The 13,557-nt window shown below is 69.4% G+C and carries 14 protein-coding genes; 3 read left to right on the top strand and 11 right to left on the bottom strand.

The window, feature by feature from the left end; all coding sequences use genetic code 11:
* Positions 1 to 55 precede the first annotated feature (55 nt).
* Genes ACFVWR_RS04920 through ACFVWR_RS04905 form a run of 4 tightly spaced genes read right to left on the bottom strand, consistent with a single transcriptional unit; the run spans position 56 to position 4,461 of the window.
* Positions 56 to 916, bottom strand: a complete 861-nt coding sequence (locus ACFVWR_RS04920) for an aldehyde dehydrogenase family protein (RefSeq protein WP_387208594.1) — start codon at positions 914 to 916, stop codon at positions 56 to 58.
* Positions 913 to 2,424: an aldehyde dehydrogenase family protein gene (locus ACFVWR_RS04915; RefSeq protein WP_387208592.1), complete on the bottom strand. Its 1,512-nt coding sequence runs from the start codon at positions 2,422 to 2,424 to the stop codon at positions 913 to 915. Before ACFVWR_RS04915 ends, ACFVWR_RS04920 begins: the two co-directional genes overlap by 4 nt.
* Before the next feature lie 16 nt (positions 2,425 to 2,440).
* Complete coding sequence (gene deoC, locus ACFVWR_RS04910) at positions 2,441 to 3,463, bottom strand: deoxyribose-phosphate aldolase (RefSeq protein WP_387208590.1); 1,023 nt, start codon at positions 3,461 to 3,463, stop codon at positions 2,441 to 2,443.
* Positions 3,460 to 4,461: a sugar-binding transcriptional regulator gene (locus ACFVWR_RS04905; protein WP_387208588.1), complete on the bottom strand. Its 1,002-nt coding sequence runs from the start codon at positions 4,459 to 4,461 to the stop codon at positions 3,460 to 3,462. Before ACFVWR_RS04905 ends, deoC begins: the two co-directional genes overlap by 4 nt.
* 91 nt (positions 4,462 to 4,552) lie before the next feature.
* Here ACFVWR_RS04905 and ACFVWR_RS04900 point away from each other — a divergent pair, with 91 nt between their 5' ends.
* Complete coding sequence (locus ACFVWR_RS04900; protein WP_387208586.1) at positions 4,553 to 5,494, top strand: ROK family protein; 942 nt, start codon at positions 4,553 to 4,555, stop codon at positions 5,492 to 5,494.
* A gap of 72 nt (positions 5,495 to 5,566) precedes the next feature.
* Here the strand turns inward: ACFVWR_RS04900 and ACFVWR_RS04895 are convergent, their stop codons facing one another.
* From ACFVWR_RS04895 to ACFVWR_RS04870, 6 genes are all read right to left on the bottom strand, one after another.
* A complete protein-coding gene (locus ACFVWR_RS04895) occupies positions 5,567 to 6,787 on the bottom strand; it encodes a CynX/NimT family MFS transporter (RefSeq protein ID WP_387208584.1) in 1,221 nt (406 codons plus the stop codon).
* A gap of 79 nt (positions 6,788 to 6,866) precedes the next feature.
* Complete coding sequence (locus ACFVWR_RS04890) at positions 6,867 to 7,808, bottom strand: bifunctional riboflavin kinase/FAD synthetase (protein WP_387208582.1); 942 nt, start codon at positions 7,806 to 7,808, stop codon at positions 6,867 to 6,869.
* Positions 7,805 to 8,290 (bottom strand): hypothetical protein, encoded by a 486-nt coding sequence (locus tag ACFVWR_RS04885; RefSeq protein WP_387208580.1) that lies wholly within the window; start codon positions 8,288 to 8,290, stop codon positions 7,805 to 7,807. The genes ACFVWR_RS04890 and ACFVWR_RS04885 overlap by 4 nt, the downstream gene beginning before the upstream one ends.
* A 53-nt stretch (positions 8,291 to 8,343) precedes the next feature.
* A complete protein-coding gene (locus tag ACFVWR_RS04880; protein WP_387208578.1) occupies positions 8,344 to 8,712 on the bottom strand; it encodes a hypothetical protein in 369 nt (122 codons plus the stop codon).
* On the bottom strand, positions 8,709 to 9,632 hold the full coding sequence (truB, locus tag ACFVWR_RS04875) for a tRNA pseudouridine(55) synthase TruB (RefSeq protein ID WP_387208576.1): 924 nt from the start codon (positions 9,630 to 9,632) through the stop codon (positions 8,709 to 8,711). The genes ACFVWR_RS04880 and truB overlap by 4 nt, the downstream gene beginning before the upstream one ends.
* Positions 9,629 to 10,243 (bottom strand): TetR/AcrR family transcriptional regulator, encoded by a 615-nt coding sequence (locus ACFVWR_RS04870; RefSeq protein WP_387208574.1) that lies wholly within the window; start codon positions 10,241 to 10,243, stop codon positions 9,629 to 9,631. The genes truB and ACFVWR_RS04870 overlap by 4 nt, the downstream gene beginning before the upstream one ends.
* A gap of 72 nt (positions 10,244 to 10,315) precedes the next feature.
* Here ACFVWR_RS04870 and ACFVWR_RS04865 point away from each other — a divergent pair, with 72 nt between their 5' ends.
* Complete coding sequence (locus tag ACFVWR_RS04865) at positions 10,316 to 11,797, top strand: DHA2 family efflux MFS transporter permease subunit (RefSeq protein WP_387208572.1); 1,482 nt, start codon at positions 10,316 to 10,318, stop codon at positions 11,795 to 11,797.
* Between the two features lie 36 nt (positions 11,798 to 11,833).
* Positions 11,834 to 12,835, top strand: a complete 1,002-nt coding sequence (locus ACFVWR_RS04860) for a ketopantoate reductase family protein (RefSeq protein ID WP_387208570.1) — start codon at positions 11,834 to 11,836, stop codon at positions 12,833 to 12,835.
* Between the two features lie 6 nt (positions 12,836 to 12,841).
* On the opposite strand, the gene ACFVWR_RS04855 is transcribed toward ACFVWR_RS04860, so the two are convergent.
* Positions 12,842 to 13,516, bottom strand: coding sequence for a uridine kinase (locus tag ACFVWR_RS04855; protein WP_387208568.1), 675 nt, complete (start codon positions 13,514 to 13,516; stop codon positions 12,842 to 12,844).
* Positions 13,517 to 13,557 lie beyond the last annotated feature (41 nt).

Below are 13,557 nucleotides of genomic sequence, written 5' to 3'. Positions count from 1 at the left end.
CCGTGAGGCAGGAGACGGCGTGTCGGGACCCCTCGTCGGGCAGGTTGGCCGGCGGTCAGATCAGCGACTTGGTGTGCCAGACCGTCTTCGTCTCGGTGAAGAACGCGATGCGGTCGAGCGCCGGAGCGGCGGCGTCGGGGCCGTTCTCCGGCGGCAGCACGCGCTTGAGCGTGTCGGCGGCGGCGATCTGCAGCTCCACCCAGTCGAGGTCGCCCGCGCCGACGAGGTCGAGCGCGTTCACGTCCGCGTGCGACGCGAGCCACGGGGCGATCTCGGCCGGTGACCCGGTGAGGATGTTCACCACGCCACCCGGAACGTCGCTGGTGGCGAGAACCTCGCTCAGGCTGATCGCCGACAGCGGAAAGCGCTCGCTGGCGACGACGACGACCGTGTTGCCGGCGACGAGTGCGGGCGCCACGGCGCTGACGAACCCGAGGAGGCTGTCGCCCTGGGGCGCGACGATCGCGACGACACCGGTCGGTTCCGGCACCGAGATGTTGAAGTACGGCCCGGCGACCGGGTTGGCGTTGCCCGCGACCTGCGCGAACTTGTCCGCCCATCCCGCGTACCAGACCCAGCGGTCGATCGCCTCGTCGACCTGCGCGCCGGCGACGACGACCGACACCCCTTCGGCCTGCACGATCTCGTCGACGAACTGAGCACGACGCCCCTCGAGCAGCTCGGCGATGCGGTAGAGCACCTGTCCTCGGTTGTACGCCGTGGCGCCGGCCCAGCCGCTCAGCGCGGAGCGTGCGGCAACGACGGCGTCACGGGCATCCTTGCGGGAGCCCTTCGCGGCGTTGGCGAGAAACGCGCCCTTGGCCGACACCACCTCGTAGGTGCGCCCGGACTCACTGCGGGGGAACTTTCCGCCGATGTAGAGCTTGTAGGTCTTCGGCACGGCCAGACGGCTCATTTCGCGGCTCCTTTGCGGGCCTTGGTGGTGGATGCTGTGGTGGACGACGCACGCAGCGCAGCCGGCAGCTCGCGGCCCGGCTTGAGGTAGGCGCCGAGGCCGTGGCGGCCGCCCTCGCGTCCGTAGCCCGACTCCTTGTAGCCGCCGAACGGGCTCGCGGGGTCGAAGCGGTTGAACGTGTTGGCCCAGACGACGCCGGCGCGCAGCTTGTCGGCCACGGCGAGGATGCGGCTCCCCTTGTCGCTCCAGATGCCGGCGGAAAGCCCGTACGGGGTGTTGTTCGCCTTCGCGATGGCCTCGGCCGGGGTGCGGAAGGTGAGGATCGACAGCACCGGGCCGAAGATCTCCTCCCGGGCGATGCGATGGCTGGTCGACACGTTGTCGAACAGGGTCGGCGGGAACCAGAAGCCGTTCTCGGGGATGTCGCAGGCGGGGCTCCACCGCTCGGCGCCTTCCGCCTCGCCGATGTCGGAGAGCTCGCGGATGCGCGCCAGCTGTTCGGCACTGTTGATCGCACCGATGTCGGTGTTCTTGTCGAGCGGGTCGCCCATCCGCAGCGTCGAGAGCCGGGTCTTCAGCCGGTCGACGACCTCGTCGTGGATGCTCTCCTGCACCAGAAGGCGCGAACCAGCGCAGCAGACGTGACCCTGGTTGAAGAAGATGCCGTTGACGATGCCCTCGACGGCCTGATCGATCGGAGCGTCGTCGAAGACGATGTTCGCCGCCTTTCCGCCGAGTTCGAGAGTGAGCTTCTTGTCGGTGCCGGCGACGGCGCGGGCGATCTCGCGCCCGACGGCGGTGGAGCCGGTGAAGGCGACCTTGTTCACATCCGGGTGGTTGACGAGGTCGCGGCCGGTCTCACCGGCGCCCGTGACGATGTTGACGACGCCCGGCGGCAGGTCGGCCTGCTGCACGATCTCGGCGAACAGCAGCGCGGTGAGCGGCGTGGCCTCCGCCGGCTTGAGCACCACGGTGTTGCCGGCGGCGAGGGCCGGGGCGATCTTCCACGCGAGCATCAGCAGCGGGAAGTTCCACGGGATGACCTGGGCGGCGACCCCGAGCGCACGTGGCGCCGGGCCGAGACCCGCGTGATCGAGCTTGTCGGCCCATCCCGCGTAGTAGAAGAACCAGGCGGCGACGAGGGGGACATCCACGTCTCGGCTCTCCTTGATGGGCTTACCGTTGTCGAGGCTCTCGGCGACGGCGAGCTCACGGGCACGCTCCTGCACGAGCCGCGCGATGCGGAAGAGGTACTTGCCGCGGTCGCTGCCGCTCATCCGCGACCAGGTGCGCTCGTAGGCGCGGCGCGCGGCGGCGACGGCCTTGTCGATGTCGGCCGTGTCGGCGGTCGCGATCGTCGCGATGCGCTCCTCGCTGGCCGGCGAGATGGTCTGGAAGGGCGTGCCGTTTCCGTCGACGAACTCGCCGTCGATGAACAGGCCGTACTGGTCGCGCAGGTTCAGGATCGACCGCGACTCGGGAGCCGGTGCGTATTCGAGAAAACTCATGTGTCGGTGCTTTCGGTTAGTCGATCGTGACGTAGTCGGCGCCGGAGTAGTGTCCGGTCTTCAGCTTCTGCCGCTGCAGCAGCACATCATTCAGCAGGCTCGACGCCCCGAAGCGGAACAGATGCGGCTGCAGCCACTCCTCGCCCGCGGTCTCGGCGACCGTGACGAGGTACTTGATCGCGTCTTTCGACGACCGGATGCCACCGGCCGGCTTCACGCCGATCTTCTCGCCGGTGAGCTTGTGCCAATCGCGCACGACCTCGAGCATCAGCAGGGTGACGGGCAGCGTCGCCGCCGGGGAGACCTTGCCTGTGGAGGTCTTGATGAAGTCGCCGCCGGCGAGGATCGCCAGCCACGAGGCCCGGCGCACGTTGTCGTAGGTGTTCAGCTCGCCGGTCTCGAGGATCACCTTGAGGTGCGCGTACGTGCCGTCAGGGCGACGGCAGGCCTCCTTGACGGCGACGATCTCATCGAAGACCAGACCGTAGCGGCCGGAGAGGAAGGCTCCGCGGTCGATGACCATGTCGATCTCGTCGGCGCCCGCGGCGACCGCATCCGCCGTGTCCGCCAATTTGACGGCGAGGGATGCGCGCCCGCTCGGGAACGCGGTCGCCACCGCGGCGACGTTGACGCCGCCCGGGAGCTTCGCCGCGTGGGCTGCGCCGAGCGCTTCCACCGCGTAGGGCACCATATCGCCGTAGACGCACACGGCTGCGGGGCGCGGCGTCGTCAGGTCGCCCGGGTCGGGCGTGAGGGCCTTGGCCGCGAGCGACCGCACCTTGCCGGGCGTGTCCGCGCCTTCGAGCGTGGTGAGGTCGATCAGCTCGATGATCTTGTCGAGGGCCCACGCCTTGCTGGTGGTCTTGATCGAGCGTGTGCCGAGCCCGGCAGCACGCTGTTCGAGGCCGACCGCGTCGACCCCCGGGATGCCGTTCAGGTACCGGCGCAGGCTCGCCTCGGTGAGGTCGCCTCCCAGCACGTCCGCTGCCCGGGCCGCTGGTGCGAGGGTTCGCACGGGCGGCGTCGTTTCGATGGTCACGTCTCTCCTTGGTGTCGGCCCGGAGCGGTCGCTCCGAGCGAGGTCTCCGATCGGCCGTGGCCGAGCAGGTAGTTGGCTGTCGCCTCATCGGTGATGAGGGTGGTGCAGAGGCCGCTCGAGACGACGGCGTGGGCGACGCGGTGCTTGGTGCTCCCGGCGATCACGGCGATGCTCGTCTTCGCCGCGCGAAGGTCGTCGAGCGAGATGCCGAGGGTTCTGTTGTTGAGCTCTTCGTCGGCCACCCCGCCGCTTTCGGTGATGAAGCGCCCCACCACATCCCCGACGGCGCCCTTGTCGGCGAGCGAGGCGACGTCGTCACGCGTGAGGTATCCGCTGTCGACGTGCACGGAGCTCGCGTCGACGACACCGGCGCTGAACAGGTAGGCGGATGCGTTGCGCGCCAGCTCGAGCACGCTCTGCACCGAGCGGTCGGCTTCGATCGCCCGCCGGGTCGCGGACTGCTCGAAGATGGCCGGGCTCGGCAGCAGCGTGGCCGTCCCCTGCGCCTTGCGCGCGATCACGACGGCCGTGTCGGCCGCCGCTGTCGCCTGCCGGGTGCTGGAGACGCTGCCGTTGATCTGCACGGGGTTCACGCCGACGGCCCAGCCGGGACGGAGGCGAGCGGCCACCGCGTGCAGGGTGCGGCCCCAGCTGACACCGAGTGTGCGGGGAACCGGCCGGAAGGTGGTGAGGTAGTCGGCGGCGGCCTGCGCGACGCGGCCCTGCACATCCGACTCGCTGTCCGTGGCCGGAACGACGACGGCGTCGGCCAGATCGTAGAAGCCGCAGAGCTCTCGCTCGAGCGAGAAGCGCCGAGCGCTCGGGTGAACGATCTCGATGCGCACGAACCCGTGCTCGCGCGCGGCGACGAGCAGCCGCCCGACCTTCCACCGGCTCACCGAGAGCGCAAGGCCGATCTCGTCTTGCGTCTTGCCGGCCTCGTAGTACAGCTCGGCGGCTTTGACGGCGAGGATCTCATCGGTGTCGTTCAGGGCCACTCGTCCAGCTTAGAAACCGCCGCGCCCTTGAGCAACGCTTGCGCGGGCGATGCTCATATGAGCAGGGTCCGTTTCGTTTACAGTAAAGGTCGTGCCCACTCCCCTAGCGCTCGCCGTCGACTTCGGCGGAACCAAGGTCGAAGCAGCCATCGTCGACACCGACGGCCGCCTCCTCGAAGGATCCCGTCACCGCCAGCCCACCGGTCGCACGGCGACCGTGCCGGAGCTCGAAGCGTCGGTCGGCGGCGTCGTGCGTGCCGCCATCGCGTCGCTGCCCGACGGCGCCGAGCTGATCGGGGCGGGCATCGGATGCGCGGGGCCGATCGACCGCGTGCGCGGGCTCGTCTCCCCGCTCAACGTTCCGCACTGGCGGGACTATCCCATGCGCGACTTCATCGCCGGAGTGGTCGCCGACGCCGGACTCGACATCCCCGTCGTGCTCGAGATGGACGGCGTCGCCATCACGATGGCCGAGCACTGGGTCGGTGCGGCGCAGGGTGTCGACAACGTGATGGGGATGGTCGTCTCCACCGGCGTCGGCGGCGGGCTCATCGTCGGTGGGCGCGTCATCACCGGCCCGACCGGCAACGCCGGCCACATCGGTCATGTCGAGGTCGGCGACATCGTGGGCGAGAACACGTTCGGCAACCCGGATGCGCTCGAAGCGATCGCCTCCGGCCCGCACACGGTCGCTTGGGCCCGCACGCAGGGCTTCACGGGGACGACCGGCGAGGAGCTGGCCGCAGCGTACGCCGCGGGCGACCCCGTCGCCCACGCTGCGATCGCCCGCACCGGTGAGGCCGTCGGGCGAGCCATCGCCTCGGCCACCGCGCTGCTCGACCTCGAGCTCGTCGCGATCGGCGGCGGCTTCTCGCACTCCACCCCCGACCTGTTCGATCACATGCGCAAGGTCATCCACGACCACTATTTCCCGTACGTGCGCAAGGTGCGTATCGTGCCGAGCGCCCTCTCCTCCGAGGGTCCGCTCATCGGAGCCGCCGCCCTCATCCACCGCGCCCACCTCCTCCCCTAAAGCAATCGACTACAGGAAGAATGCTTTCAAACGGGCTGTTTGAGAGCATTCTTCCTGTAGTCGATTGCTTTGCTAGGGGCGGAAGGTGTCTTCGAGGGGGCGGGGGCGTGCGACGATCGCGCCGGCGGCGGCGGCCGCGAGCGCGGTGCCGGTGAGCACGATGAGGGCGACGGTCCAGCCCCCGGTCACCTGGTGCAGCAGACCGACCGCGAGCGGGCCGAGCGCTCCCAGCGTGTAGCCGAGTCCCTGCGTGAAGCCGCTCAGGGCGACCGAGCCCTGATGCGTGCGGGTGCGCACGTTGATGAGCACCAGGCACAGCGGGAAGAGCAGCGGGCCGAGACCGGCGAAGACCACCCACAGCCAGGTCGCCGTTCCCGGAACGAGGATGAGCCCCAGGTCGCCCACGATGAAGCACGCGACGCCGAGGTAGATCAGCAGCGCCACGTTCTTCATGCGTGCGGCCAGCAGCGGGATGAGCAGACCAGCCGGGATGCCCATCCCGGCGTACAGCGACAGCAGCGAGCCCGCCTGCAACGGCGTCGTACCGGCGACGTCGGTGAGGATCTCCGGCAGCCACGCGAACATGGCGTATGCGTTGAGCGACGAGGTGCCGAACACGATGCCGAGCGCCCAGGCCAGAGGCGAGTGCCAGACGCGGCCGAGCATCGCGGGTTCGGCCTCCTCGATCTCCACATCGTGCGCCGGATGGGCCGGCCGGCGCCGGAGGAGGATGTTCAGCCACGGCAGCACCGCGATCAGGCTGACGATCGCCCACATCCCCACCGAGATGTGCCAGTTGCTCGCGTCGGCGACGGGAACGGCGACCAGCGGCGGCAGGAGCGTGCTCACCGACATCACGGTCGCGTAGAGCGAGGTCACGAGGCCGATGCGGTCGGGGAAGTATCGCTTGACGAGCGGTGGCAGCAGAACGTTTCCGACGCCCATCCCCGCGAACGTGATCGCCGAACCGATGGCGAGCACGACGAAGGACCCGGCGCCGGCGCGCACGATGTGCCCGAGCAGCATGACGCCAAGCGCGAGAACGACGACGAACTCGAGGCTGGCCTTGCGTGTGAACGCGGGCGCGACGATACCGAAGATCGCGAAACACACCGGCGGGAGCATGCCGAGAAGTCCGACGCCGACGCTCGAGACGTCGAAGTCCATCCTGATCTCGGCGAAGATCGGCGAGAGCGCCGCGACGGCGGTGCGGAGGTTCGAGGCGACGAGCAGGATGCCCAGTAGAGCGATGGTTCGACCGTGCCAGAGAGGGCGTGTCGCGATTTCCGGCATTACTCGATCCTATCGCCCGCCGGTCCTCCGCCCCCGCCGCCCCCGCTGCCGGGCGACCCGCGCCCGGCGGCCAGGCGGCCTACGCGGGCTCGGCAGCCAGGATGCGCCGCGCCTCGGCGACGTCGGCCGCGATCTGCGCGATCAGCGGCTCCACGCCCGAGTACGCGACCATGCCGCGGATGCGCTCGACGAACGCGATCTCCACGTGGTGGTCGTACAGGTCGAGATCTTTGTCGAGCACGTACGCCTCCACCTGCTTCTGCGGCACGCCCTCGAACGTCGGGTTGTTGCCCACCGAGATGGCAGCCGGGTACCGCTCGCCGGCATCCGTCAGCCAGCCCGCGTACACGCCGTCGGCGGGGATGAGCCCCTCGGACTCGGGCGAGAGGTTCGCCGTCGGAAAACCGAGTTCGCGACCCCGCTTGGCGCCGTGCACGACGACACCGCGCAGGGTGGGGATGTGCCCGAGCAGTTCGCCCGCGTGAGCGACGTCGCCGTCGGCGAGCAGCTCGCGGATCCAGGTGGACGACACCCGCCGGCCGTGCTCCGGTCGAACGTCGTCGATCAGATACACGGTGAAGCCGTACTTCTCGCCGAGCTCGCGCAGCATCGCCACGTCGCCGGCGCCGCGGTGGCCGAACCGGAAGTCACTGCCGACGAGCACCGCCCGCGCGTGCAGCCGATCGACCAGGATGCGGTGCACGAACTCCTCGGGCTCGAGTCCGGCGAGCGCACGGTCGAACGTCACGAGCAGTGTCGCATCGACACCGGTGCCCGCGAGCAGGTCGAGTTTCTGCTCGACGCTCACGAGGGCGAGCGGGCACTTGTCGGGGGCGAGCACTTCGAGGGGGTTGCGGTCGAACGTGATCACCGTCGAGACGAGCCCGAGCTCGGAGGCGACCTCGCACAGGCGGCCGATCACGGCGCGATGACCGGTGTGGACGCCGTCGAACTTGCCGATCGTCACAGCGCTCGGGCCGAACCCGTCCGGCACATCGTCGAGCGAACGGAAGAGCTTCACGCCTCGCCCTCCGCAACCGGGCGGGGGCGGTGCGCACGCAGCCAGAGCAGGCCGAGCACCGGCAGCGCCAGCGGGATGAAGAGGTACCCCATCCCGTAGACCGACCAGACGGTCGCGTCGCGGCCGAACGGGTCGATGTCGTGCAGGCCGAGGGCGGCGGGCGCGAACAGGCTCAGCGAGCCGATCACGAGCACGCCGACGAGCTCGAAGGTGATGGTGACCCATGCCACCCGGTACCAGCCGGCCCCGGGAGCGACGAGAGCCACCGTTGCGACGATGTAGACCACTGCGGCCAGGGCCGACAGGCTGAAGGCTACGGGCGCCTCGTGGAACCGGTCGATGATCTGGAACACGCTGCGGCCGGTCGCCGCTAGGGCGAGAACGCCGTAAACGAAGACGAGCACCCGGCCGACGCCGGTCATCCGCCGCTTGCCGTCAGGATCGGTTCCGTGCTCCCGCGCGGACATGGTGTGGTGTGACATCGTTGACGATTCTATTCGCGTTTCGAGGTGCGGTCGGCGGCCGGGCGGCCCGCTCAGACGCCCTGAACGAACCAGATCTGACCCATGCGGTAGACCATGACGGCGATCGCCAGGCAGACCGCGCCCAGAATGATGGTGCTCCACCTGTTGCGCTCGATCAGCGCCCAGAACCCGCCCGCCAACGGCAGGATGAGCGCGGAGATCAGGTAGATGTAGAACTCGGGGAGGCTGCCGGACGGCTCGTTGCCGACCAGGGGCGCGACGATCGTGACGACCAGCTGAGCGACGAGCAGAAGCTCGACCAGGGCGACGGCGCCCATGCTCACGTCGCCGGGGAGTCTCTTGGCGATGCCGAGAACGATGCAGAGCACGCCGGCGGCGCACGCGACGATCACCTGAACCGTCGTGAACCACTCGATCATGCGGTCGCGATCTCGTCTGTCGGGAAGTTCACGAGGCTCCTTGCTTCCTTTCCACGGAATTCGATCAGCCCCACCAGATGGCCGGTGGGCGAGATGGCCGCGACGGGCACACCGCTCCCATTCTCCCTGTCCGGCACATGGATGCGTTTACCGTGCGTCAGATCGATCGCCTGCTGCTCGGTGAGCTCGAACCGCTCGAAGAGCATTCCCGCGGCGTCGGCGGCCGGAACGATGCGCTCGGCGACATCGAGGCCCTCGATCGGGCGCGCATCCTCCACCCTGAACGGGCCGACCCGCGTGCGCCGGAGTGCGGTGAGGTGACCGCCGACGCCGAGGTCGACGCCCAGGTCTCGGGCGAGCGACCGGATGTATGTGCCCGACGAGCAGACGACCCGCACATCCACGTCGATCGCCGGCGCCCCGAGGGCTGCGACCGCACGCCGCACATCGAGAACCTCGAACTCGGAGACGGTGACGGGCCGAGCCTCCAGCACGACCTCCTCGCCGGCGCGCACGCGGGCGTACGCGCGTTTGCCGTCGACCTTGATCGCGCTCACCGCGGACGGGATCTGTTCGATCTCGCCGGTGAGACGGGCGATGCCCGCGCGAACGGTCTCGTCGGTCACCGCCTCGACGGCGCCCTCCGGCGCGGCCGCGACCGGGTCGCCCTCGGCGTCGTCGGTCGAGGTCGACAGACCGAGCCTGATCGTGGCCAGGTACTCCTTGTCGGTGCCCACGATGTAGGTGAGCAGCCTGGTCGAGGAGTTGAGCCCCAGGATGAGCAGACCCGTGGCCATCGGGTCGAGCGTTCCCGCGTGCCCGACCTTGCGGGTGCCGGCCAGGCGGCGGGTGCGCGCGACCACGTCGTGGCTGGTCCAGCCGCCCTGCTTGTCGACGAGGAGGATGCCACTGCCCGTCATGCGGACTTCTCGCCCACGATGTCGAGCACGAGCTGCAACTTGGTCTGGAACGTGCACTCGAGCAACTCCGTCGTCGCCTCGTCGAGACCGTAGAACTCGGGCAGCCGCAGCCCGAGCAGGGTGTTGAGCAGCATCCCTTCGGCGAGGAACGTGCGCACCGCCTCCGGTTCGAAGCCCGCCTCGTCGCGAAGCAGCCGGTAGATCGTGATGAAGCCGTCGCGGGCGCGCGCGCCGATCACCGGGTCGTGCCCCATGCTGAACGCCTGCATCAGTGAGAGCAGGATGCCCCGGTCTTCGATGAGGTTCACGTACGCTGTGCCGAGCAGCCGGCCGATCGTGTCGGGGGGTGAGCCGGTCCCTTTCCACCCGTCGATCGTCTCGGTGAACGATTCGAGCAGCTTGTCGAGCGCGCGGCCGAGCACCTCGACGAAGAGGTTCTCCTTCGTGCCGAACATCCGCACCACGTACGGCTGGCTGATGCCCGCGGCCTTGGCGATCTGGTCGGTCGTCGCGCCGAAGTAGCCGCGCTCGCCGAAGACCAGGCTGGCGGCGCCGAGAATCTGCTCGCGCCTTTCCCCGGCGGGAATCCGTTCGTTGTTCTTGTCACTCACGCTTGACAGGTTATCAGTTGATTACTAGTGTCGGGCTTTGTAATCATCCGATAACAACGACAGGATGCAGCAATGACCTCCACCACCCGACGGATCCCCGTCTGGCTCGCCATCATCGCGGCCTCGCTGCCGATGTTCATGGCGACTCTCGACAACCTCGTGGTCACCAGCGCGCTGCCGGTGATCTCCACCGAGCTCGGCGCCTCCATCGAAGAGCTGCAGTGGGTCGTCAACGCCTACACGCTCAGCTTCGCGGCCTTCATGCTGATGGCGGTCGCGATCGGCGACCGGTTCGGCCGCCGCACCGTCTTCATCGCCGGCATCACCATCTTCACCCTCGCCTCGGCCGCCAGCGCACTCGCGACCGAGCCCTGGATGCTCATCCTCGCCCGTGCCGTGCAAGGGGTCGGCGCCGCTGCCCTGATGCCGCTGTCGCTGACCCTCCTCGCCGGCAGCGTGAGCGAACGCCTGCGCCCGGCCGCCATCGGCATCTGGGGCGGCATCGCCGGACTCGGCGTCGCGACCGGCCCCCTCATCGGCGGAGCGGTCGTCCAAGGCTGGAACTGGCAGGCCATCTTCTGGCTGAACGTTCCGCTCGGCGTCATCGCCGTTCCGCTCGTGCTCTTCGCCCTCCCGAACAGCTTCGGAGCCCGGGTCCGTGCCGACGTGGTCGGGCTCGTGCTCGCCGGGCTCGGCGTGCTCGGCCTCGTCTACGGCATCGTGCGCGGCAACCCCGCCGGCTGGGACAGCGCGGAGGTGCTCGGCGCGCTCCTCGCCGGAGCGGTGCTCCTGATCGCGTTCGTGGTCTGGGAGCAGCGCACGCCGGCACCGCTGCTGCCGTTGCGGCTCTTCCGCGACCGCAGCTTCACCGTCGCGAACCTGGTCGGTGTGACGTTCAGCTTCGGCATCTTCGGGGCCGTCTTCATCCTCATCCAATTCCTGCAGGTCGTTCAGGGGCACACCCCGCTCGAAGCGGGCGTGATGACGATGCCGTGGACGCTCGCGCCGATGGTGGTCGCCCCGCTCACCGGGCTCGTCTCCTCGCGCACGGGAACCCGGCTCCCCATCCTCACGGGCCTCGTGCTCCTGGCGGTGTCGATGTCGTGGATCGCCCTCACCCTGACGGCCACGCAGCCATACTCGACGATGTGGCCGCCGTTCCTGCTCGCGGGCATCGGGATGGGCCTGGTGTTCGCCCCGAGCTCGACGGCCGTTCTCGTCAACATGGCGCCGGCGGATCACGCCAAGGCGTCGGGCACCAACTCCACCCTGCGGGAGATCGGTGTCGCCCTCGGTGTCGCCGTTCTGACAGCCGTCTTCACCGGCGCCGGCGGAGCCCTCACCCCGACCGGCTACGTCGATGCGGCCATCCCGGCGGTGTGGGTCGCCGCCGGTGTGCTCGCGCTCGCCGCCGTCATCTCAGTGGCTCTCCCCTCTCGCATCCGGGCCAAGCGGCGACAGGGTGTTACCGGCGCCGACGAGCTCGCGTACGCCGAGGCCGCGGAGGGCTCCGCCGAAGCCGGAGCGCTCGTCGACGAGGCCGCCCGCCGCTGAACGCCTCCCGCCCCGCCCACCCCGTACGCTGAACGTATGCGTATCGGTGTGATCGGGGCGGGAGCCGTCGGCGGCACCATCGCCGCCCTGCTCGATCGAGCGGGCCACACCGTCGAGGTCACGGCGAGAGGCAGGCAGCTCGACACCATTCGCTCCTCGGGCCTGCAGCTCACCGGTGCGTGGGGAGAGCACCTCGCCCACCCCGGAGCCGGCGAGATACTCCGCACCAGCCCCGAGCTGGTCTTCCTGACCACCAAGGCACAGGATGCGGCGGCAGCGATCCGCGAGAATCGAGCCCAACTCGACGGCATCCCCGTCGTCATCGTGCAGAACGGCCTCGCCGGGCTCGACCGGGCGCGCACGCTGCTCCCCGACTCCTCCCTCGTCGGCGCCCTCGTGCTCTACGCAGCGAGCTACCTCTCCCCCGGCCGGGTCTCCGTCACAACGGCGGCGAAGACCTACCTCGGTGCCGGCAGCGGCGCCGCTCCCGACACGGCCGTCGCGGTCACCGGCATCCTCGGCTCCGCCATGCCCGCGGTCGCGGTCGACAACTTCACCGGCTGCCAGTGGACGAAGCTCATCGTGAACCAGATCAACGCGATGCCAGCGATCACCGGGTTGAGCGCCCAGGACACCCTCGGCGATCGTCGGCTGCGTCGTGTGGTCACCGCGAGCATGCGCGAGGCCACCCGCGTGGGGTTCGATGCGGGCGTTCGGTACGGCAGCATCCAAGGTCTTTCCAACGGGCTCCTGCGCTTCGTGGCGTCGTCTCCGCTCTGGGCTGCGCAAGCCGTGCCGCTCCTGATGCGCCGCCGCATGGGTGAGACGCCCAACCCGGGATCGACGCTGCAGAGCATCCGCCGAGGCCAGCCCACGGAGATCGACTACCTGAACGGCGCGGTCGTCGACGAGGCAGCCCAGCTGGGCCGGGATGCCCCGATCAACGCGGCGCTCGTCGAGCTCGTGCACGTGGTGGAGCGCACCCGGGCGTTCCTCTCGGCCGAGCAGGTCGTCGAGCGGATGAACGCCGTCGTCTGAGCGTGGTCAGCAGCTGTCGGCGAAGATCCGGCGAGGGCGCTCGGGATCTGCGTTGTCGACCTCTGCGCTCGCCCACAGCCGCGGGTCCGCCTCCGCGTAGTAGAGCTCCTGGCCCTCGCGATACCGGGCGTTGGAGAGCGCGGCGGGGTCGGGGTCGACACCGTCGCGCAGCGCAAGACGCGCGTAGGCCTCGTCCCACGGCACGTCGAGCAGGATGCTGTAGTTCCAGATGCCCCGCAACTCCGGCCTGAGCAGGAACACCCCGTCCACGATCAGCACCGCGTCGGCCTGCGCCGTCTGCCAGCGACTCTCGATCGGTGCATCCCTCTTCACGTCGAACGCCGCCGTCTGAAAGCCGGCGCTGCCCGCCAGACGGAACGGATCGATCAGAACCCGGCGAAAAGTGCCGTAGTCGAACGAATCGCGGTAGAACGTCTCCGGCGACTCCCGCCCGAGACGCCACCTGTCGGCTCGCGGGCGGTGGAAGTCGTCCATCGAAGCGCGGAACGCGTCGTGCCCTGCCTCGCGGAACACCGCCGCGAGGTCGTCGGCGAACGCCGACTTGCCCGCACCGTCGATCCCGTCGACCGCGACGATGGTTCGGCCGCGACCGTAGTTGCGGGCGATCTCGGCGACCAGCCCGCGAAGGAACAGGACCCGTGGAGTCGGAGGCAGTTGCATGGTCCGAGCCTACGTCGGCAGGCGCCTCGCGTCAGCATCCA

Source organism: Leifsonia sp. NPDC058292 (assembly GCF_042880955.1).
GTDB lineage: Bacteria > Actinomycetota > Actinomycetes > Actinomycetales > Microbacteriaceae > Leifsonia.
This window is presented reverse-complemented; position numbering and strand designations above follow the sequence as displayed.

What these genes read in the sequence shown, in the direction of transcription:
- ACFVWR_RS04895 (WP_387208584.1), bottom strand. Translation starts at nt 6,787, where the DNA reads ATGCCGGAAATCGCGACACGCCCTCTCTGGCACGGTCGAACCATCGCT.
- ACFVWR_RS04920 (WP_387208594.1), bottom strand. Translation starts at nt 916, where the DNA reads ATGAGCCGTCTGGCCGTGCCGAAGACCTACAAGCTCTACATCGGCGGA.
- ACFVWR_RS04885 (WP_387208580.1), bottom strand. Translation starts at nt 8,290, where the DNA reads ATGTCACACCACACCATGTCCGCGCGGGAGCACGGAACCGATCCTGAC.
- ACFVWR_RS04860 (WP_387208570.1), top strand. Translation starts at nt 11,834, where the DNA reads ATGCGTATCGGTGTGATCGGGGCGGGAGCCGTCGGCGGCACCATCGCC.
- ACFVWR_RS04880 (WP_387208578.1), bottom strand. Translation starts at nt 8,712, where the DNA reads ATGATCGAGTGGTTCACGACGGTTCAGGTGATCGTCGCGTGCGCCGCC.
- ACFVWR_RS04855 (WP_387208568.1), bottom strand. Translation starts at nt 13,516, where the DNA reads ATGCAACTGCCTCCGACTCCACGGGTCCTGTTCCTTCGCGGGCTGGTC.
- truB (WP_387208576.1), bottom strand. Translation starts at nt 9,632, where the DNA reads ATGACGGGCAGTGGCATCCTCCTCGTCGACAAGCAGGGCGGCTGGACC.
- ACFVWR_RS04865 (WP_387208572.1), top strand. Translation starts at nt 10,316, where the DNA reads ATGACCTCCACCACCCGACGGATCCCCGTCTGGCTCGCCATCATCGCG.
- ACFVWR_RS04915 (WP_387208592.1), bottom strand. Translation starts at nt 2,424, where the DNA reads ATGAGTTTTCTCGAATACGCACCGGCTCCCGAGTCGCGGTCGATCCTG.